The 20685-nt window shown below is 52.2% G+C and carries 22 protein-coding genes; 7 read left to right on the top strand and 15 right to left on the bottom strand.

Annotated elements, in window-relative coordinates; all coding sequences use genetic code 11:
* The first annotated feature begins 269 nt into the window (after positions 1-269).
* Positions 270-1265, top strand: coding sequence for a quinolinate synthase NadA (gene nadA / locus ACEVG1_RS08275; protein WP_374743167.1), 996 nt, complete (start codon positions 270-272; stop codon positions 1263-1265).
* Between the two features lie 82 nt (positions 1266-1347).
* Entirely contained in the window at positions 1348-2391 is a 1044-nt protein-coding gene (gene thiL / locus ACEVG1_RS08270; protein ID WP_374743166.1) for a thiamine-phosphate kinase, read from the top strand.
* 17 nt (positions 2392-2408) lie between these two features.
* On the opposite strand, the gene acnA is transcribed toward thiL, so the two are convergent.
* Positions 2409-5129, bottom strand: a complete 2721-nt coding sequence (acnA, locus tag ACEVG1_RS08265) for an aconitate hydratase AcnA (RefSeq protein ID WP_374743165.1) — start codon at positions 5127-5129, stop codon at positions 2409-2411.
* Positions 5130-5309: 180 nt separating this feature from the next.
* On the opposite strand from acnA, the gene ACEVG1_RS08260 reads away from it, so the two are divergent.
* Entirely contained in the window at positions 5310-5501 is a 192-nt protein-coding gene (locus ACEVG1_RS08260; protein WP_090626780.1) for a cold-shock protein, read from the top strand.
* 42 nt (positions 5502-5543) lie between these two features.
* On the opposite strand, the gene ACEVG1_RS08255 is transcribed toward ACEVG1_RS08260, so the two are convergent.
* The 5 genes from ACEVG1_RS08255 to ACEVG1_RS08235 all read right to left on the bottom strand — a co-directional run bounded on the left by ACEVG1_RS08255 (position 5544) and on the right by ACEVG1_RS08235 (position 8249).
* Complete coding sequence (locus ACEVG1_RS08255) at positions 5544-6632, bottom strand: AI-2E family transporter (protein ID WP_374743164.1); 1089 nt, start codon at positions 6630-6632, stop codon at positions 5544-5546.
* Positions 6616-6861: a 4a-hydroxytetrahydrobiopterin dehydratase gene (locus ACEVG1_RS08250; RefSeq protein ID WP_374743163.1), complete on the bottom strand. Its 246-nt coding sequence runs from the start codon at positions 6859-6861 to the stop codon at positions 6616-6618. The genes ACEVG1_RS08255 and ACEVG1_RS08250 overlap by 17 nt, the downstream gene beginning before the upstream one ends.
* Before the next feature lie 72 nt (positions 6862-6933).
* Positions 6934-7656, bottom strand: a complete 723-nt coding sequence (gene recO, locus ACEVG1_RS08245; protein ID WP_374743162.1) for a DNA repair protein RecO — start codon at positions 7654-7656, stop codon at positions 6934-6936.
* Positions 7646-8023 carry a diacylglycerol kinase family protein gene (locus ACEVG1_RS08240; RefSeq protein WP_374743161.1) on the bottom strand — a complete coding sequence of 126 codons (378 nt, stop codon included), beginning with the start codon at positions 8021-8023 and terminating at the stop codon, positions 7646-7648. Before ACEVG1_RS08240 ends, recO begins: the two co-directional genes overlap by 11 nt.
* Positions 8024-8027: 4 nt before the next feature.
* Positions 8028-8249 (bottom strand): signal peptidase, encoded by a 222-nt coding sequence (locus ACEVG1_RS08235; RefSeq protein WP_374743160.1) that lies wholly within the window; start codon positions 8247-8249, stop codon positions 8028-8030.
* Positions 8250-8349: 100 nt separating this feature from the next.
* Here ACEVG1_RS08235 and ACEVG1_RS08230 point away from each other — a divergent pair, with 100 nt between their 5' ends.
* Positions 8350-9381 carry a LacI family DNA-binding transcriptional regulator gene (locus tag ACEVG1_RS08230; protein WP_374743159.1) on the top strand — a complete coding sequence of 344 codons (1032 nt, stop codon included), beginning with the start codon at positions 8350-8352 and terminating at the stop codon, positions 9379-9381.
* Here ACEVG1_RS08230 and coaBC read toward each other — a convergent pair.
* Genes coaBC through ACEVG1_RS08215 form a run of 3 tightly spaced genes read right to left on the bottom strand, consistent with a single transcriptional unit; the run spans position 9371 to position 11822 of the window.
* Positions 9371-10576 carry a bifunctional phosphopantothenoylcysteine decarboxylase/phosphopantothenate--cysteine ligase CoaBC gene (gene coaBC, locus ACEVG1_RS08225; protein ID WP_374743158.1) on the bottom strand — a complete coding sequence of 402 codons (1206 nt, stop codon included), beginning with the start codon at positions 10574-10576 and terminating at the stop codon, positions 9371-9373. The two genes, ACEVG1_RS08230 and coaBC, sit on opposite strands and share 11 nt — an antisense overlap.
* Positions 10576-10911, bottom strand: a complete 336-nt coding sequence (locus tag ACEVG1_RS08220; protein WP_374743157.1) for a DNA-directed RNA polymerase subunit omega — start codon at positions 10909-10911, stop codon at positions 10576-10578. Before ACEVG1_RS08220 ends, coaBC begins: the two co-directional genes overlap by 1 nt.
* Positions 10912-10931: 20 nt before the next feature.
* Positions 10932-11822: an outer membrane protein assembly factor BamD gene (locus ACEVG1_RS08215; RefSeq protein ID WP_374743156.1), complete on the bottom strand. Its 891-nt coding sequence runs from the start codon at positions 11820-11822 to the stop codon at positions 10932-10934.
* 169 nt (positions 11823-11991) lie between these two features.
* Between ACEVG1_RS08215 and ACEVG1_RS08210 the strand changes: the two genes are divergently transcribed.
* Together ACEVG1_RS08210 and ACEVG1_RS08205 are read left to right on the top strand one after the other, a co-directional pair.
* On the top strand, positions 11992-12273 hold the full coding sequence (locus ACEVG1_RS08210) for a NifU family protein (protein WP_374743155.1): 282 nt from the start codon (positions 11992-11994) through the stop codon (positions 12271-12273).
* 72 nt (positions 12274-12345) lie between these two features.
* Entirely contained in the window at positions 12346-12990 is a 645-nt protein-coding gene (locus tag ACEVG1_RS08205; protein WP_374743154.1) for a hypothetical protein, read from the top strand.
* A 234-nt stretch (positions 12991-13224) separates the two neighbouring features.
* Here ACEVG1_RS08205 and ACEVG1_RS08200 read toward each other — a convergent pair whose 3' ends face one another.
* From ACEVG1_RS08200 to ACEVG1_RS08175, 6 genes are all read right to left on the bottom strand, one after another.
* Positions 13225-14445 (bottom strand): ABC transporter permease, encoded by a 1221-nt coding sequence (locus ACEVG1_RS08200; protein ID WP_374743153.1) that lies wholly within the window; start codon positions 14443-14445, stop codon positions 13225-13227.
* A 3-nt stretch (positions 14446-14448) separates the two neighbouring features.
* Entirely contained in the window at positions 14449-15090 is a 642-nt protein-coding gene (locus tag ACEVG1_RS08195) for an MBL fold metallo-hydrolase (protein ID WP_374743152.1), read from the bottom strand.
* Between the two features lie 28 nt (positions 15091-15118).
* Positions 15119-15718, bottom strand: coding sequence for a gliding motility lipoprotein GldD (gldD, locus tag ACEVG1_RS08190; protein WP_374743151.1), 600 nt, complete (start codon positions 15716-15718; stop codon positions 15119-15121).
* Entirely contained in the window at positions 15700-16452 is a 753-nt protein-coding gene (locus ACEVG1_RS08185) for a shikimate dehydrogenase (RefSeq protein WP_374743150.1), read from the bottom strand. Before ACEVG1_RS08185 ends, gldD begins: the two co-directional genes overlap by 19 nt.
* Before the next feature lie 2 nt (positions 16453-16454).
* On the bottom strand, positions 16455-17210 hold the full coding sequence (locus tag ACEVG1_RS08180; protein WP_374743148.1) for a phosphosulfolactate synthase: 756 nt from the start codon (positions 17208-17210) through the stop codon (positions 16455-16457).
* A 131-nt stretch (positions 17211-17341) separates the two neighbouring features.
* Positions 17342-18745: a tetratricopeptide repeat protein gene (locus ACEVG1_RS08175; protein WP_374743147.1), complete on the bottom strand. Its 1404-nt coding sequence runs from the start codon at positions 18743-18745 to the stop codon at positions 17342-17344.
* A gap of 322 nt (positions 18746-19067) precedes the next feature.
* Between ACEVG1_RS08175 and ACEVG1_RS08170 the strand changes: the two genes are divergently transcribed.
* A complete protein-coding gene (locus tag ACEVG1_RS08170) occupies positions 19068-20612 on the top strand; it encodes an aldehyde dehydrogenase family protein (RefSeq protein ID WP_374743146.1) in 1545 nt (514 codons plus the stop codon).
* Positions 20613-20685: the final 73 nt, after the last annotated feature.

The following is a 20685-nucleotide window of genomic DNA, read 5'->3' as shown; positions in this document are numbered from 1 at the left end:
CCCAATAAATACTATACAAAATCATGTGGATAGGGAATCGGCCTGAAAGTGAAAAGCATTGTAACTCAATAACAACACTTAAAATTCATGTTAATAATGTGTTAAAAAATAAAGAACTTTCAAAAATCAAAATAAAAACCCCGCACTTTACCCACAAAACCAACACCCTAACAAACAATAATAAAAGGATTATTTAAAATAATTATTACTTATTGAAGCGGTGGGAAACCGAAAATCAAATCAATTTGTTTAGCTACCTTTGTATTGCGATGAACGAATATCTAACGGAACTAGACAACAAAGGGTATATAGACGAGCCTATCGACCCTGCATTGGATCTTGTTGAAGAAATCAATCGGTTGAAGAGGGAGAAAAATGCGGTCCTTCTTGCCCACTACTACCAGGAACCCGAAATACAGGACATCGCCGACTACATCGGTGATAGCTTGGGCCTATCGCAGCAGGCTGCCCAGACCGAGGCCGATGTAATCGTATTCGCTGGCGTGCATTTTATGGCCGAAACGGCAAAAATACTGTCTCCGGAGAAGAAAGTATTGCTTCCGGACCTGAAAGCCGGCTGTTCGCTGTCGGATAGTTGTCCACCTCATTTATTTGCCAAGTTCAAGGAGCAATATCCAGACCATATTGCTATTACCTATGTAAACTGCACAGCCGAGTTGAAAGCATTGAGTGATATCGTATGTACTTCCAGCAATGCCGTACAGATTGTGGATAGCCTACCGCTTGATCAGAAGATCATTTTCGGACCTGATCGGAATCTAGGCGACTATGTACAGAAAAAGACAGGCCGGGAGCTGGTGCTTTGGAATGGTGCATGTATGGTACATGAAATTTTCTCGCAGGAGCGTATCGAAGAGCTACGGCGAGCGTACCCGGAAGCCAAATTTATTGCACATCCCGAATGTGAGGAGCATATTCTGGAGACCGCAGATTATATCGGATCCACGTCCGGCTTGTTGAAATATACCAAGGAACATCCCGCAGATACATTTATCGTGGCCACAGAGAGTGGTATCATCCATCAGATGCAAAAAGCGAACCCACGAAAGCGGTTTATCCCCGCACCGCCGAACAATGCATGCGCATGCAACGATTGCCCGTATATGAAGCTCAATACATTGGAAAAACTGTATAATTGCATGAAGTTCGAGCAACCCGAAATCGTTTTGTCTGACGATGTGATTTCGCGTGCCCGCAGACCTATCGAACGGATGTTGGAAATCTCCGCTAGATTGGGACTTTAGGGGCAGTTAACTATTGATAGTTGGCCATCGATAATGTGAAGTAGCGATGAAATATTCTTTGACCTCGTTGTTGTAAAAAGTGATGTTTGATAATAGAGAACATACCGATATTAACCAGTTGGGTGAGTTTGGCTTGATAGCACACCTCACCAAAGCAGTTGAATGCAAGGAAAAATCCACCACAAAAGGTATCGGCGATGATGCTGCCGTATTGGACTTTTCGGGATACAAGACGTTGATATCTACCGATCTGCTGCTGGAGGGAATCCATTTCGACTTGCGGTATGTACCGTTTAAACATCTGGGATATAAGGCCGTACAGGTGAATTTAAGTGATATCTATGCGATGAACGGCATGGCGTCACAAATCACTTTTTCTATCGGCGTATCCAGCAAATTTCCCTTGGAAGCAGTGGAGGAGCTGTATGCAGGGGCATTATTGGCATGCAAGAACTTCCAGGTGGATCTGGTAGGCGGAGACACTTCGGCGTCGGCACAAGGGCTGGTGATCAGCGTTACCAGCATAGGCCATGCAAAGACTGAAAATATCGTCTATCGCGACGGTGCGCAGGAAGGTGACCTGATTTGCGTTTCCGGCGACTTGGGAGGTGCCTATGTCGGTTTGCAGCTGCTGGAACGTGAGAAGCGGATTTTCTTGGAGAACCCCTCTATCCAACCCGACCTGGAAGGAAAGGATTATATCGTGGAGCGGCAGCTCAAACCGGAAGCCCGTAAGGATGTCATTGAGTTGTTGGCATCGTTGCATATAAAACCTACGGCGATGATAGACGTGTCGGATGGGTTGGCTTCTGAAATCCTGCATATCTGCAACGCATCGGAAAAGGGCTGCAGGTTATACGAAGAAAAGATACCGATTGACCCGATGACCTACGATACTGCCCGGGAATTTGCGCTGGATCCGACAGTCTGTGCACTGAATGGCGGTGAAGATTACGAATTGCTCTTCACGATCAGCCAGTCGGACTATGACAAGTTATCGGGCCATGCAGATATCAGTGTTATTGGCCACATTACAGACAAAGCCTCGGGGCACGAATTGATTTCCAAATCGGGCAAGGTACATCCCATCAAAGCACAGGGATGGAACGCATTCCGTTCGCTGTAACCCCGTGAAAGAAAAAGTTATCTAAGGAATCCCCTGAGCACATATTGCAGTATCCCGCTGTGGCGGTAATACTCCACTTCGATAGCCGAGTCAAACCGCGCCCGTGCTTGAAAAGTCACCGTACGCCCGTCGGCTTTCGTAGCTGCCACGTCCAGTATCTTGTGTGGTTTCAACTCATTGGAAACACCCGCTATGGAAAAAGTTTCCGAGCCGTCGAGTCCTAGCGAGTCCGCATTTTCCCCTTCGGGGTACTCCAAAGGCAAAATACCCATTCCCACCAAGTTGCTGCGGTGGATACGCTCGAAACTTTCTGCGATCACCGCCTTGATACCAAGCAGGCTTGCCCCCTTGGCTGCCCAGTCCCTTGACGATCCGCTGCCGTATTCTTTTCCTGCCAGTACCACCAACGGGGTACCTGCTTCGATGTATTTCATTGCGGCATCATACACCGATAGTGTCTCACCGGTTGGAAAGTAGGTGGTGTACCCCCCTTCTTTCGCCGTAATCTTATTGCGTATCCGTACATTTGCAAAGGTGCCGCGCATCATCACTTCGTGGTTGCCGCGACGCGATCCATAGGAGTTGAAATCCTTGGCTTGTACATTTTTGGAAACCAGGTATTGGCCTGCCGCCGAATCAGCCCTGAAAGACCCTGCCGGCGAGATATGGTCGGTCGTGACCGAATCGCCGAGTGAGAGCAACACGCGTGCGCCCGTGATGTCTTGTGTGGGCAAGGGATCTGTGCTGATATTCTTGAAGAAAGGTACTTCCTGTATGTAAGTAGATTCGTCTTTCCACCCGAAGTTTTTGCCTAGTGGCGCAACCAATTGCTTCCAATCTTCGCCCCCATCGAAGATAACATCATAAACAGCTTTGAAATCTTCCACGCGCATGCAGTTGCTTATCGTATCCACGATTTCCTGCTGCGTGGGCCAGATGTCGCGCAGGTAAACCGGGTTGCCGTTCGGATCGTAATCCAACGGATCGTTGATCAGGTCGATATCCACGCGGCCGACCAATGCGTAGGCCACCACCAGCATCGGCGACATAAGGAAATTCATCTTTACCTGCGGGTGCACCCGTGCTTCGAAATTCCGGTTCCCTGAGAGTACAGATGCGACCACCAAGTCGCCTTTATCTACCGCTTCGGCGATGTGCGGAGGCAGGGGGCCACTGTTTCCGATACAGGAAGTACATCCATAACCCACTGTATGGAAGCGTAGCGCTTCCAGGTCTTCCAAAAGGTTAGCGCGTTGCAGGTATTCGGTTACGACCTTCGATCCTGGAGCCAAGCTGGTTTTAACCCATGTTTTGGTGCGCAGACCACGCGACACGGCCTTGCGCGCGACCAAGCCGGCCCCCACCATGACGGCAGGGTTGGAGGTATTCGTGCAACTCGTGATCGCAGCGATTACAATGCTGCCATCACTAAGGATATATTCCTTGTTTTTTATTTTTATCCGTACGGACCGGAGATCTTCGGGCTCCACGAGAATCTCTTTTGGTTTGGCCCGGTTTTCATAGGTAAAAGCACTGCCCGAGCCGCCTTCCGATAGCCAAGCCTGTTCCTGCCTGGCCTTTATCGGCACGTAATTACGCTGGTATTCTTGTTCCAGCAGCAACGAGAACTGCGTATTCAAATCTTTTACGAGAATCTTGTCCTGCGGCCGCTTCGGACCGGATACCGTTGGCTGTAGTGTATCCAGGTCGAGTTCAAGTACGTGTGAGTATGTTATTTCTTCGTTGCCGGTACGCCACAGCAGGTTTTCCTTGCAATAGTCTTCCACAAGATTGATGTGTTCTTCCGACCGGTTGGTCCGCCGCATGTATTCCAGCGTTTGGTTGTCTACAGGGAAGTAAGTGACGGTACAGCCAAATTCGGGAGACATGTTGGAAATCGTCGCACGGTCAGTGACGCTAAGGTGATCAAGCGCTTCGCCGAACACTTCGACGAATTTTCCGACAACCCCGAAGTCGCGCAGCAATTTCGTAATGGTAAGCACCATATCGGTAGCGGTGCACCCGGCCGGGATCTTTCCGGTCAATTTGAGTCCGATGACCTGTGGGCACGTAAAATAGATAGGCTGGCCCAGCATGGCTGCTTCGGCTTCGATACCACCAACACCCCATGCGATTACGCCGATACCGTTGACCATCGGCGTATGTGAGTCCGTGCCGACCAACGTATCGGGGAATGCCCAGCCATCACGGGTGATGACCCCTTTGGCCAGATATTCCAGGTTGACTTGGTGGCATATGCCCATCCCCGGCGGCACCACGGTGAAATTGTCGAGTGCTTGTTGGCCCCACTTAAGCAATTCATACCGCTCCGCGTTACGCTCGTACTCGAGTGCCACGTTACTTTGGTAGGAATAGTCGGTACCGAAATAATCCACTTGTACGGAATGGTCTATAACCAGATCGACGGGGATGGCCGGATTGATCTTGCTTCCGTCGCCCCCTTTCCGGATGACTTCCGCCCGTATGGAAGCGATATCCACAATGGCAGGTACCCCGGTGAAATCCTGCATCAATACACGGGCCGGCTTGAAGGGGATCTCTTTGTCGGTGCCCGCGGGATCCCAGTTAACCAAGGTGTCTAGATGTTCATCGGTAATCGCAAAATTGTCGTGGTTCCGCAATACATTCTCGAGCAATATGCGGATGGAAAAAGGAAGTTTGTTTATCGCGTTGTTTTTTTCTGCCAGTTTTTTCAGAGATGCAATGTGATGATCCATATCGTTTAGTTAGCGTTTTGTTGTCGGATAAAGAAAGATTGTGCCACTTATGGCAAGCAACAATTGAAAAGGAGATTATGTGCTAATATAGTGAAAAAAATCCATTTGTAAATATTTTTGGCTGGTTTACAAATAAATATATATACCTTTGATTTTTATTATTTTTAATTTTTCAATACAATGGCAGAAGGAGTAGTTAAATTCTTCAATGAAACCAAGGGTTTTGGTTTTATCGTTCCTAATTCAGGTGAAAGTGAAATTTTCGTTCACTCATCAGGCCTTATCGACAAAATTCGTGAAAACGACAACGTTTCCTACGATGTTGAGCAAGGAAGAAAAGGACTAAATGCGGTAAATGTTAAGGTAATCTAAGGATTACTTATCACTATATTTATTGTATTTGGCCGTCTCGTTTCAAACGAGACGGCTTTTTTTTGCCGCTTGCGCTTCGCGGTCGCCAATCAGGCCTCCATAGGGCTTCAATGAATCTACATGGTCGAAAACAACCTTCGCCGCTCCGAGGAACGGAACAAAAAGGACCATGCCAGCAACACCCCAAACCAAGCTTCCGAGCAGCAGCGCCATGATGGTAAACAACGCATTCAACTGGATTTTGCTGCCCGTTATTTTCGGTGTGAGGATGTAGCTGTCTATTTGCTGCAGTACGATGAAAAATACGGCAACAACAGCAGGAGTAACCAGCGAATCGCGCGTAATTAGGGTATAGAGCACCACGATAGCACTGCCTGCAACCGAGCCTATGTACGGTATAATGTTAATGAAAGCCACCATCACTCCGAAGAAAAGGGCATTTTCAATGCCGATGATGGTTAGACCGACCGTGTTGATGACCGAAAAGATCAGGGCCACAATGCTCACGCCCGCTAGGTAGGAACTGGCTACGTGGGTGGTTTTGTCAACCACGTTGCGAGCTTCGTCCAGGTTTGTACGCCCGGCGTAATGCACAACGAGTGCCAACACAAAATTTTTAAACCGGCGGCGATAGATGAGTAATAAGACGGTATAGGCCGTGATAATAAGCAGGTGGATGAGGAAGGAGAGGATGGATCGGAAAATATCGCCCACATATTTGCCAGCGAGGTTTGAAAAACCATCAATCTGGTTCTGCAAATAGGCCTTTTGTGTATCCACGGGCAATTGGAAATGCTGGGATATGAAGGCATGCGCCGCGTTCAGCATGTCATTGAGCTTTTTCCCGATCAAGGGCATGTCCTTTGCCAGTGCGATGATTTGGTTGATCAGCAGGTAACCGATACCCAAAAGAAGAACCAGGGCAACCAAGGTACAGCTTACTGCGGCCAGGGCCCGCGGAACGCTCCGTTGCTCGAGCCACCTGCACAGCGGCACCAACAACATGGCCATCATCGCCCCGATTGCGATGGGAATAAAAAAAGGTTTTCCAAAGTGGAGAATGCCGAAAAAAAGCACAACAAAGAGCAAAACCTGATTAAAACGGGTAATGGGGTTAACTCCTGCCTGCATATAATAGATTGTCAATGGCCTGCGCGAGATTCCGGTCCTTCTCGGTCACCACATCGCCGGCATCATGCGTAGAAAGCCATATTTCCACCTTGTTCCACGTGTTCGTCCAAGTGGGGTGGTGGTTGTGTTGTTCGGCCAGTAAGGCAACCCGTACCATAAATGCAAAGGCTGCTGAGAAATCATCGAAAGCAAACGATCTGTATAGGGTATTGTTTTCTTCTTGCCACATCTGTACGGAAAATGGTTGTTAAAATTATGCATTATCGAAACAATCGAAAGGCATTTTTGTTTGTTCGCGATATCAGTCAAGTACGGCTTCCAGCACCTCATGCGATTTGATTTCCCCCAAGTGATCCACATGGAACTGGTAGAACGCAAGGATCCGGCCGAGTAGGAAACGGCGATCTGCCAGCGGAAGCCGCAAGGTATCCAGCTGGTCAAAGGAGACGGTCAGCAGGTTTGCGAACTGGGTCGTATGCGGGCCACTCAATACCAGCGGATGTGCCGGCAGTTGACCGCAGAAGACGCCATCCTTTAAATCGAAGAACCGTTGGCCCGGTTTCGGCGAGGCAGGATGGAAACCGAGGTACCGCGATAATTTGAGGAGGAAAAGAAGGTGGAAGTTGGGTGACATCCTATCCGTGCTATCCAGCCACGATACCGCATTGAATACGTAATTGAAAAGGGGCTCATCGGCCGACTGTTGACGGAGGCATTTGTATAGCACTTCGTTCAGAAACAACGCAACGGCCCGTTTGGCAACGTCATACGGTATCGTCTGAAAAGGGGGTTTTTGGCGGGCTTCCGAGATCCGTTGAAGCGAAGCATTCGCACGTTGGTACACCACCATATCAAGCAGGTGCAGGGGTTGCAGCAGTGTGGTGCCGATTTTGGCCTTCGGCTTGCGTGCGCCGTTCACCAAGTACGACTGCAGCCCGAACCTTTCGGTAAACACCTGGACCACCACACTGGTTTCCGAATAATTGGTAGTCTTCAATACGATACCCCGCGTTTTATGCAGCATGCGATGCAACGATTATAAGCCACAGCTTTGGCAGGAAAATAATACCACCTACCATCACCGCGAAAAAAGCAGTGACCAACACGGCACCCGCGGCCGCGTCTTTAGCCTTTTTCGCCAACGGGTGTTCCGTGGGCGAGACAAGGTCAACACAAGTTTCGATGGCTGTGTTAACCAATTCGGCCATAACGACCAACGTTATGCACAGCGCAATCCAGCACCATTCCCACCGGTCTAAGCCCAGCCAACCGCCCAATGCGATGGCAACGACGGCCAAGGCAGCATGGACCCGCAAGTTCCGTTCGGTACGGTAGGCAGCCAACATCCCGTTGAACGCATCGGCGAACGGGTTCCGTTTCCGTTTACTCATGGTTTTACGGTGTGTTTTTTCGGCGTTCATCCAACAAACTTCGGCGTTCGATTTTCCGAATGAGGCTATAGACAATCGTCAAAAAGCCAACACCGAATACCACGACCCCCAGCACCAATATCCATTTATAACCGGAAATCTCTTCGCCCATGAGGTACAAACCCAGCAGACAGAACGCCAGCCCGAGCGCAGTGCCGATAATCCCCCGAAGCAAGTATCTGTTCATAACCTAGCCACATGAAAGTCTTCAACAAAGATAACGTTTTCGCTGCATGATGCTATTCTACAGGGAATACTTATCTTTATGGATTCATTTACGCAAGATAATGCCCAACATAACACTACGTGATATTGCCAAGACGCTGGATCTGTCTGTTTCCACGGTATCCAAGGCATTGCGCGATAGCTATGAAATCAGCGAAGCCACCAAAAGGCGGGTGGTGGATTTTGCGCGGGCGAACCATTACTTGCCGAACCGGATGGCCAAGAGCCTCAAGGAGGGAAAAAGCGGATCCATTGGGGTCGTGGTATGCTCCATCGACAACAGCTTCGTTTCGCGGATGCTTGACGGCATCGACGGCACCTGTGCGGCTTCGGGATATGATATCATTATCATGCAGAGCAAGGAGTCGCTACTCCAGGAGCGCGCCTGCCTTAAGCAATTGGAGGCCCGGGGGGTTGAGGGCATGCTGGTTTCTCCTTCGGCAGAGACAGTGGACATGGGCCATTTCGACCTGCTGTCGGCCGCGGGGATGCCGGTTGTGTTCTTTGACCGGGTCAGTAAGCGGTCTGACACGTTCCAGGTTGGGATCAATAACCAGGAAGGGGCGTTCTTGGCCACCCAGCACCTGATAGACAACGGGTACCGGCGTATAGCGATGCTCAACATTGGTCCCGACATCTATTTCGCCGAACAACGGGGCGAAGGTTACCGTGAAGCGCTGGCAGCCAATGGGATCTATTATCGGGAGGAATATGTGCGGATATGCACGCCCTCGGACCGGGAAACATTGAAGGCGGGTGTCGGCGCAAGTATCCGGTCGCTCTTTGCCTTGCCCGAGAAACCGGATGCGCTGTTTACCACCACCGACCAGTTGTCGACCTACAGCCTTAGCGCCTTGCACGAGCTGGGTTACCGTATTCCCGATGATATTGCGCTTATCGGCTTCAGCAACACCGAGTTTGCCGGTATGCTTACGCCACCGCTTTCCGCGGTGTACCAGCCGGCATTTGAAATCGGTAGGCAGGCCGCAGAAATGCTTATTGGCTTGATTGGCGGAAAGGAATCCATGGATTTTGAAACGATTATGCTGCCGGTACGGTTGGATGTCCGGGAGTCGAGCCGGCTTAAGGGTTAACCAGCGCAACGATGCGCGCACAGATATCGGCCGCGGCCAAAGGCTTGGGTTTGAGGTCAAATTCCTCGACGGTGTTGTCGCGGTGGATGATGGTGATCTTATTGTTGTCACCGGCAAAACCGGCGCCCTTATCTTGCGTTGAATTAAGCACGATGAAATCGAGGTTTTTCCGGCGGAGCTTATCTTCCGCGCTGGCCCGGCCATCGTCCGTTTCCAGGGCGAAGCCAACGAGTACTTGCCCTTCCTGCTTCTGTTTGCCCAATGTGGCGAGTATGTCGGTCGTCTTTACCAGTTCGATGGCCGGTTGGTGCCCAGCCCCCTTTTTGATTTTTTGGTCGGCTACGGTCTTGGGGGTGAAGTCGGCCACCGCCGCACTCATCACCGTGATGTCGGCACCGCCGAAGTGGGCCAAGCACGCCCCGAGCATTTCGGCGGCGGACGTAACGGAGACCACTGTTGCCCCCAGCGGGGCTTGTAAAGCGGTGGGTCCGCTTACCAGTGTGACGTCGGCTCCCAAATGGATCAGTTGTGCAGCGAGGGCATAGCCCATTTTGCCGCTGGAGTGATTGCCGATATACCGTACAGGATCGATGGCCTCCCGGGTTGGCCCAGCCGAGACAAGCGCCTTCTTTCCAGCCAATGGTTTTGGCAGGGAAAAATAGGCTTCAAGGGCCACCACGATTTCTTCGGGCTCGGCAAGGCGTCCCTCTCCCGAAAGGCCACTGGCCAGCTCGCCATTGCCGGGGGGGATGATGTGGTTACCGAAAGATACCAGGCGCTCCATATTGGACCGCGTGCTGCCATGCTGCCACATATCGAGGTCCATGGCCGGAGCCACGAAGACCGGTGATTTGGCCGACAGGTATATGGCACAAAGGAGGTTATCACACAGGCCTTGGGCAAACTTGGCCAGGGTATTGGCGCTGGCGGGTGCCACCACCATGGCATCGGCGGCTAAAGCAAGATGCACATGGTTATTCCATTCGCCAGAAGTCGGGTCGAAGTAGTCCACCAGTACCGGATTGCCCGAAAGGGTGGCTAGCGTAAGGGGTGTGATGAAGTTTGTGGCGTCGGGGGTCATCACCACCTGCACATGGGCACCGGCTTTGACCAGCAGGCGAGTCAGGTGGGCCGATTTGTAAGCGGCGATACTACCGCATACGCCCAACAGGACATGCTTTCCCCGGATGCTCACTACTCGTCGTCGTTTTCCGCCTCGGGGTTTCTGAAGTAAACCTTGTCGTTCAGGAACTCATCGACAGCCACCAATGTGGGCTTGGGTAAGCGTTCGTAATGTTTGGAAATTTCGATCTGCTCGCGGTTTTCAAACACCTCTTCCAGGTTGTCGTTCGTGGTTGCGAACTCCGCAAGCTTGCCGTTCAGTTCCTCTTTCACATCGACCGCGATTTGGTTGGCACGTTTGCCGATGATGACGATGGACTCGTAGATATTGTCCGTTTTCTTGTCAAGGTCCCTCAAATCACGGGTAACGGTTGTGTTTGGGGTGGTATTGCTTATTTGAGTACTCATATCTTTTGGAATGTATTCATTCAATTCGTCGGTTCGGCAGCTTTTTCGGCAGCATCATCGGCGGTTGCCGCCACGATGCGTGCGGTGTATTTCTGTGCTTGGCCGATTCCCTTTTCCGCATCCTGTTTGAGTTGGTCGGCTTCCTTGCGGAATTTGCTTTCTGGATAATCCGCCACGAAATCGGCGTATAGGTCCAGCGCCTTACCATAGCGCTCCTCCTGCCTTCTGGGGTGGCTTTGCTCGGCGTATAGGTACTGGGCTTTGATGCTCAGGAACTCCATTTCTTCCGCGTATTTGGTGTCTGGGAATTGGCTTAGCACGTTGTCGAATGCGATAACCGCTGCGCGGTAGTCATCCTGCAGCCCCATATCCAGGTATAGTTTGGCACTGTTGAATGCTTTGGTTTCCAGTTTGTCGCGCAGCTCGCCGATGAGTCCGGCGGCTTCTTGGGCCCGTTCGCTATCCGGATAGAGGTTGATGAAAAGCTGGAGCGCCTCGATGGCGCGGTAGGTGTATTCCTGGTCGAGCCCCACCTTCGGCGATTCCAGGAAATAGCAGTAGGCCCCCATGTAGCGGCACTCTTCGGCGCGGGCACTGTTCGGGTAGGTGTCCGTGAACTGCTTGAAATGGAACCTTGCCGAGGTATAGTCGCGGAGGTAGTAGTTGGTGTATGCCGCGTAATAATACAAATCTTCCGCTTCGGCCTGACCGCGGTACCGTTGCGCGAGGTCGTCAAACAGGATGAGGGCTTTGCTGTATTTTTTCTTGTTGTAGTACTTCAGCGCCTCCTGGTATTTCTGGGCAATGTTGTTGCTTGCACGCAGCTTCTCGAACTTACTCTTACACCCGGCAACCATCACCACCAAAAACACCGCGGCCATCCATGCCGCTATTCGCCTGTTTATAAACATCCTGCAAAGATAAGTGAATTTAAAATACCTGTCAATTAAATTTTTAGCGCAAGATAGGGCGAAAAGGGCGACCAGCCAAGTAGTTTAACAGAGTTTAACAGATTGCCGGTCTTATGTATTATTGCGAAAATATCCGTATCTTTACAACCTTGTAATAATCACAAAGGTTATGGAAATACGGGAAAGAGTAGAACAGGCCTTGGAGTCCATCCGGCCGTATCTCGAGACGGACGGGGGCAATGTGAGCATCGAGGAGATTACGCCGGAGAATGTGGTGAGACTAAAGCTCTTGGGATCCTGTGCATCCTGTGCGATGAGCATCATGACATTCAAGGCCGGTTTGGAGCAAGCCATCAGGAAAGCCGTTCCGGAGATTACCGCCGTGGAGGCCATCAACATTACCGACATGGACGATCCGAATGCCACGATGCCCGTTCCACGGATGGGGTAGCTAGGCTTTTAGCGATTTAACATTATTTAACGGGGGCACAAACTTACGAATACGTAGCTTTGTGGGGCAGCTATGAGGATAATCCGCAACATACTGATTGTTTTGCTTACCGTGGGGGCGGTAACGGCGTCGCTAGCGCAGCAGAGGAAGCTTGTACAATTCAGTGGCGTTATCCACAATGCGGATACCAATGTGGTTGTGCCCTATGTCTCGGTTACCAACCGATCGTACAACAATTACACGGTCACCGCCAACCATCAAGGATATTTTTCGTTTGTGGCCCACGAGGGAGATACCATCTTATTCACTTCGGTTGGGTACCTGTCCGCCCGTGTGGTCATCCCACAGGTCTCGGGTGATAAGTATACGGCCATGGTAAACATGACCGCCGAGATCAAGGAGCTACCCATGGTAACCCCTTATCCTTGGGCCAGTATCGACGAGTTCAATATGGCATTCATGTCGCTGGAAATTGCCGATGATGATATCGTTGTCGCTAAAAAGAACCTTTCGCCCGAATCGCTGGCTGCACTGGCCGCGGTGACACCCCGTAGTGCGGAGGAAATACAAAGCTACAGCGCCACGCAAAACCACATCGGCCTGACCAATAAAGCGGTGAACCAGCGCATGGCCAACCCGCTTTTGAGCCCCTTTGCCTGGGGTAATCTCATCCGCCAGATTTCTGAAGGGAACAAGAGCCGGCAGCGCGGCCAGTAATCCAGCTTTCGTGGGATTTACAGGCAACACTGCCGGGTGTCGTCAAAAAAGCGGTTGGATGCTTTCAACCCAGATTATTCATTAGCTTTCGTGATGAGGGCTGTAACTACAATAAAGTCAGGATGTTTGGAGGCTGAGGCATAGCAGCGCTATGTGAGGCCGAAAACATCAGCGAAGCGACTGAATTTGAAGTAGTTTCAGCACGTAATAGAAGTGCTAATGAATAATCTGGGTTCAAGACAGCCGCACCGTCTGTTTCACGCTGAGGCGTGACGATACCATCGAAATAAGGGCAGATACAGCGAACACGGTAAGGAAAACCAACAGGAAGTCGCTATACCGGATATCCACCGGATAAACGTCGGTAACGAGGTTTTCACCCGCGCCAAACCGAATCCAGCCGAAGGCTTGCTGCGAGATGCAGAAAAGCAACCCCAAGACCAATCCGGCCACGCAGCCGATGAGCGAAATGAGCAGGCCCTCGTAAAAGAAAACACGGCGGATAAGGCCGTTGTTTGCCCCTAGTCCCATCAGCACGGAAATGTCTTTCTTTTTATCGATAACGAGCATGGTCAGTGAGCCCACGATGTTGAAGAGGGCGATCATACCCGTAAAGGCAATGATGACAAAAACCGCCCATTTTTCGGTACGTACGATTTTGTATAATGTGGGATTCTGCTGTTCGCGGTTTTTCACCGCATAGCTGTCGCCCAGCGAGGCGGAAAGCTCCCGCTGCGCCGCGGCCATATTGCTGCCCGGCACCAGGCTGACCTCAATGGCGGACACCCTCGAGGACTCGCCGATCACGTCCCGCGCGAACGCCATCGGCACGATGAGCAGGTCGTCAAATTCCTGCTGGTATTGCAGCACGCCTCCGGGGCGGATAGCCCGCATCGTGAAATCATCGGCCGGATTGATTCCGCCCCGCGCTCCCTTGCGCGGCGAGAAGACGTCGATGAACCGGGATTCGTCGCGCAGCGAAACCCCGAGCATGCCCTGCACGCGTGCCCCCAACACGGCATAGTCGTCACCGCCGTACTGTAACACCGGATGGCCGTTCTGCAGCAGCGTATCCATGGGGTACGACGCCGAGCCATCCACCGTCACGCCCCTCATGGTGGCAATGTATTGGGCGTCTCCGTAGCGCAGCAATACGCGCTCTTGCAGCACCTCGCGGTAGGCGCTCACATCCCGGCGGTCTTTCAGCAGTGCGGTAAGGGCCGAATCGGCAACAAAACCTTTGCCCGTTACGGGTTCGATGCGCAGCTCCGGCGTAAAAGCACTGTACATGGAGAAAATCAACTTTTCCAGTCCGTTGTAGAACGAGAGGATGATAATGAGCGATGCACTGCTAACCAACACGCCCACTACGCTGATGCCGGATATGATGTTGACGGCATTGACGGTTTTTTTGGAGAACAAATAGCGCTGGGCGAAGTATAGTGCGGTGTTCATGCGTTACCCCCTGACAAACGGATTGGTTTTTTTTTCGTGCCCGATGGTTGTTTCCGGGCCGTGGCCCGGAAAGACCACGGTATCATCCGGCAGCACGTATAGCTGGCGGGCGATGCTGTCCAGCAGCTGTTGGTGGTTGCCTCCCGGCAGGTCGGTGCGGCCGATGCTATTCCGGAAAAGGACGTCGCCGCCGATCAAGAATCCCTCCACCCTGCTGTAGAAGCAGAGATGGGCGGGCGAATGGCCCGGAGCAAAAATAAGTGTAAGTTCCTGCTCGCCGAACGAGACGGAGCCGCTTGCCGGCAGGAACGTTTCCGCGATGGGCGAAACGTCGTAACGGATACCCATCTGCGGTGCGTAGTTCTGCACTTCCATGAGCAGGGGCAGTTCGCCCTCGTGGAACTGGGGCAGCAATCCGTATGTGTCGTACACATAGCGGTTGCCCAGCACGTGGTCTATGTGGCAATGCGTGTTGAGCAGCAGCTCGGGCGTGAGGCCCTCGGCAGCGATGAAATCGTCCAACCGCTTTTCTTCCTGGGGGCCATACATACCCGGGTCAATGATGGCCGCGGCCCCCCTGTCGTCATATAATACGTAGGTATTTTCCTGATAAGGGTTGCACACGAATGATTGTATACGGATCATAAGGGCAAATGTAGGGCTTTTTTGATTCTTATTTCCACCGCACGGAACCAATGAGCGCATCGATGTCGGCCTTGAGGAACTCCAACACCGGCTGTATGGAGTCCAACCGGGGCCTTTCGTTGAAATACAATGCTCCCCGCAGGTAGTGGTGCGTGCTATCGGTAACGAAAAACTGGATATTGGAGGCCGTGTTGCCGCTGATTTCGTATTTCAGCCCGTAGACATGGGCTTCGGGACGACGGATCCGTTGCTGGTCGATGGCGGTGGCTTTCACCGTGTGGTTGAAGGCAAACGTACGGGCATCCTCCACCAATTCGTCGAAATTGTCCGGGCCGGAAACAGGCATGTAGCTGAGGTGTATGCGGGCATTGAATTGCGGAAAGTGGATGTCCATCCAACAGGGTTGCGCATCTGCGGACCGGTCGGGCTCCATTTCGGCATACACGGGGATATCAAAGGTGTAGGGGCAACCAGCGGAAAAAGGGCGGTATTCCTTCTCGGGGAGCTCGATGCGGAAATATCCGCGGGGTTTTGGCGAGTAGTGCCGTTGGCAGCTCCAGGCGCAAACCACGATGAAGCCAACGGCCACCAGCTTGGCGGAGAGCCTTGCTATCCCTCGGCGTTCCATATTTCCCAGTTCCGCTCGGCCTGCAGCTCGAGCATTTCAAGTCCGTTTTTGGTGGCCGTACCTCGGGCTTTCCCCCGCTTCAGGAACTCCGTTTCCGCGGGGTTATAGACCAGGTCGTAAAGCAGGTGCCGGTCATCCAGCAGGTGGTAAGGGATGCCGGGGTGGCCTGCAACATTGGGGTAGGTGCCTAGCGGGGTGGTGTTGATGATGAGCGGATGGATGCCGATGACGCCCTCGTCGAGCTGTGTGTAAGCGAGCTGCCCACTTTTTGCCGATCGCGAAACGACGGTGTGGGCAATGCCGAGCTGGCCGAGGGCAAAGGAAACGGCCTTTGCCGCGCCGCCATTGCCGAGTATGAGGGCGGCTTCGTGGTGGGGTTTGAGCAGCGGCCTCAATGACTCGGCAAAACCATATACATCGGTGTTGTAGCCGGTAAGGACCGGTTTTCCGCCATTTTCCCGGTCGATACGGATGCAGTTGACCGCGGCGATGGCTTCGGCCTCCGGCGATAGGCGGTCGAGGTACCCCATTACGGCTATTTTATAAGGGATGGTTACATTGATTCCCATCAGCCGGGTATCTTTTCCCACCAAGCCCGGAAAGTCGGTAATGGCAGGGATGGGATACAGTTCGTAGCCTACGCCCGGGATTTGCTCCCGCTCGATTTTCGCATCGTAGTATTTCTTGGAGAAGGAGTGTGTCAACGGAAAGCCGATCAGCCCGAATTTCTTCATCGTCAGATAAAATTATGGAACGTATCGCCCCGGAGTCCCATGCGCGTGGTTTCGAGCGCGATGATTTCGTTGGTATTGATGTTCCCCAAGTTAACGTTGGGACCCACGAGATTGATGAAATATACCTGCTGTGCTTTCAGGGGGGCCTCCCAGATGATCTTCTCGTTGGAGATCTCGTTGAGGATTTCGTCGACCAGTCCCTGCCTTACTTCGCCCGACTCGCGGTAAAGGCCTACATTGCCACTCTCGCGCGACTCGGCGATCAGCCGCCATGTACCGGCTTCCAACTCGGCTTTCATCAGCGAAATCCATTTATAGGGGGCCATGATTTTGGTGTTGTCTTTCGAGCCCACTTCGGAGATGACGGTGGCATGTTGTGCTACGGTGGCGATGTATTCGCATTTCCGCTCATGCGGGAGCGTGATGGAGCCGTCGGACACTTCGGCGTATTCCAACCCATATTTCTCCACTATCCGTAGGAAGTCGTCAAACTGGTCGCGGGCAACGAACGCTTCGAACAGCGTGCCACCGAAATAAGGGTGCACACCCGCGTCGCGGTAGACGGCCAGCTTCTCCTCCAGTTGCGGGATGATGTAGGCCGTGGTCCATCCAAGTTTAACGAAATCGATATACGGTGCGCCCACGGCCATGAGATCTTCGGCCTGGCGTACGCTAAGCCCTTTATCCATGACCATCGTTAGCCCGTTATTTCTAGGCTTCTGCGTTCGTGCAGGAACATTATTTAGCTCAAAATTCATCTATTTGCTAATTGTTGTTAACGGCTAAAATGGAATATTATGGGCAAAAAAGCAGAAAAAATCTGAAATATTTCTGAAATCTACCCCCGTGGGGAATACGTGCCCCGTGGTTGACAGCCGTGAGAGACCGGCTATGGCAGGTACTTCCGGATGACTTCGGTGATCGCTTTGTTTTCACGCAGTTGCGGCAGGTATTCAAACAATACGGCGTGTTTACGCGGATCTGCGCCAAGCCCCAACTCGAGGTAGTTCAGGGCTTCGTTGTACTTGCCGGCCGCAATGAGGTAAGCCACCATGCGATAGTACAGTTCGGCGCCGTCGGGATTGTTCTTGATGGCCTCGGCGATGGTTTCTATCGCACGGTCGAGCTTATTGCGCTCATAGAGGATAGACGAATAGTCCAGCCACGCCTCCAAGTCGATCGGGTTGAGTTCCACCACTTTCTCGTAGGCAGCCTCTGCTTCGTCAAATTGCTTGAGTTTGTACCGCGCATCCGCAATGGCAAACCAGTAGTCGGGATTGTCCTGCTCCAGATCGAGCGCTTTCTTATAAAAGTGCAGCGACTCGAAATACCGCTCTTCGTAGTCCAGCGTCACGCCGATGCCGAACCATGCATCAGCCAACGCGACATCGATCTTCACGGCTTTCTTGTAATACGACCGGGCTTCATCCATTTGTTCCAACTTCTCGTAGCATTCGCCGATGGCACAATAAGTCTCCGCCCCCGGGGGCTCGTATTCGAACGTTTGCCGGTACACGTCGATGGCCTCGCTGTATTTGTCGAGGTTTACCAGTGCGTTGCCCTTGTTGAAATATGCGGAGGCGAAATTGTCTTTGATGAGGATGGCATAGTCGTATGCATCGATGGCTTCCTCGTACCGGCTAAGCTTATGGTAAGCATTCCCGAGGTTGTACCAACCCGCGTACGAATAGGGGTCGTTATCGATATATTGCTTATAAAAACCGATGCTTTCTTCCTGCCTATCCAACACATCGTAGCAAAAAGCAAGCTCGTATAACGCATCTTGGTTCTCCATGTTTTGCTCCAGGCTACGTTTGAGAAAATGGACTGCCTTCTCGTAATCGCCTTTGTTTTGGTGCAAAAGCGCTATCTGCAAATAGATATCGTCGGGGTTTTCGGCAAGGTCCAGCGCTTTATTCAGGCTTTGGAAGGCTTCGTCATAACGTTCCAGACTACCTAGTATGCCGCCTTTGATCAAGTAGATATCTCCCTCGGAAGGCTCGAGGGTTTCAGCTTTGTCCAGCGCATCGAGGGCCTGGGCAAACTGGTTGGTCACCGCAAATAGCTGGGCTTGTTTGAGGTAAAATATCGCGGCAAAAGGGTGTTGGCTCACGGCGTAATCAACAACCTGCAACGCCTTGATCGGATCATTCTTGTCCATATAGTAGTCAATGATCCCCTCAAAAGCCTGCGTATCAAAAAAGTATTGATCCTTATTGCGAATCATTTCTTCGTAGCGCTCAACCGAAAGCTTGGGGTCCTCGGCGGGCCCGTATTCGAAATCGTCTTCCATCTATACTCCTTGTTTAAGAACTAACACTTAGGCACACCGTTACTTCAGCTGCGTTTTGATGATAACAAAATAGGGTTTGTCGGATGATATTGTCAACACAAGTTTTCAACAATTTAGCAAAATCTGCGAAAACCCATAGAAAATCAATCGTTTACCGTACGTGCGATTGTCGATAATCCAACCCGCTTTGTCCACACCTATGCCTGTTCTTCTACCCACCGTCTGCTATGTGGGCTCCAAATAACGGGGCAAAGATACGCAATACTAATCGAATTACGTATCTTTGGGTTATTAGCACAGTACCAAGCAAAGCCAGCTAAGCATGGATGATACAATCGATATTTCGAAACTACTTGAGCGGTTATCGATAAAGGCCGATAACCCGGCTTGGAGTACAGGAACCACACATGGCACCTCCCAGGGCGCTTCCATCGAGAGCTGCTCGCCGGTTGACGGCCGGCGCATCGCTTCGGTAGGGCAGACAGCGCCCGGCGCGTTCGATGACGTGGTGCGCCAAGCGGAGGAGGCGTTTGCCATGTGGCGGCGAGTGCCTGCCCCACAGCGCGGCGAGATTGTCAGGCAGTTTGGGGAGGAGCTGCGCAAACGCAAGCAGGACCTGGGTACGCTGGTATCGTATGAAATGGGTAAAAGCCTCCAAGAGGGGTTGGGAGAGGTGCAGGAAATGATTGATATATGCGATTTCGCAACGGGATTGAGCCGACAGCTTTACGGCCTTACGATGCAGTCGGAGCGACGGGGCCACCGGATGTACGAGCAATGGCACCCGGTGGGTGTGGTGGGTATTATCTCGGCTTTTAATTTCCCCGTGGCCGTGTGGAGCTGGAACGCCGCCATCGCCTGGGTATGCGGCAATGTGTGCGTGTGGAAGCCATCGGAGAAAACCCCGATTGCGGCGATGGCCTGCCAGTCACTCATCGCCGCCGTATTAAGCAGGAACGGCATGCCGGAGGGCATTTCCTGCTTGGTACAGGGTGGCAGGGCACTTGGCGAGCGGCTGGCGGACGATCGCCGCATCGCGTTGGTTTCGGCGACCGGCTCCACCCGTATGGGCAAAGCCGTTGCCGCGGCCGTTGCGTCGCGGCTGGGCAAAAGTATGTTGGAACTGGGCGGCAATAATGCATTGATCATCACCGAACACGCCGATTTTAACATCGCACTGCCAGCGGCGGTATTCGGTGCCGTGGGCACGGCCGGACAACGCTGCACCACGACGCGTCGGTTGATTATCCAGGAATCTGTTTACGAAGCATTTAAGGAACGGTTGGTCGCCGCTTACGCACAGCTCCGTATCGGGAACCCGCTGGATGGTCAGCACCATGTCGGGCCGCTGATCGACCGGGATGCTGTGGCCAGTTACGAGAGGGCCATCGCCAAATGCAAAGGCGAGGGCGGCCGTTTCATCGTGGAAGGCGGTGTGATGGAAGGTCCTGGATACCTGTCGGGCTGTTATGTGAAGCCATGCATCGCCGAGGTATCGCCGGACATGGCCATTGTGCAGACCGAAACGTTTGCACCCATTCTATACATTATGAAATATACGGCGCTAGATGACGCTATCCGTATACAGAACGGTGTCCCGCAAGGGCTCTCCTCTGCCATCATGACGCTCAACCTCCGCCAAGCGGAACAATTCCTCTCGGCGGAAGGCTCGGATTGCGGTATCGCCAACGTCAACATCGGTACGTCGGGTGCCGAGATAGGCGGGGCGTTCGGAGGTGAAAAGGAAACCGGCGGCGGCCGTGAATCCGGGTCAGATGCGTGGAAAGCGTATATGCGGCGGCAAACCAACACCATCAATTATTCCGAGGGGCTCCCATTGGCGCAGGGAATTAAGTTTGACCTGTAATCAATGGGGTGCGTGAAGTTTTCAAACAGCCGTGTAAACGTTTGCATCCTTTGTAAAATGTGCTTACCTTAGT

The sequence above is a fragment of the Parapedobacter sp. 2B3 genome, from assembly GCF_041925275.1.
In the GTDB taxonomy this organism is placed as follows: Bacteria; Bacteroidota; Bacteroidia; order Sphingobacteriales; family Sphingobacteriaceae; genus Parapedobacter; species Parapedobacter pyrenivorans_A.
The sequence above is the reverse complement of the archived record's forward strand: the minus strand, read 5'-3'. Positions and strand labels throughout refer to the sequence as shown.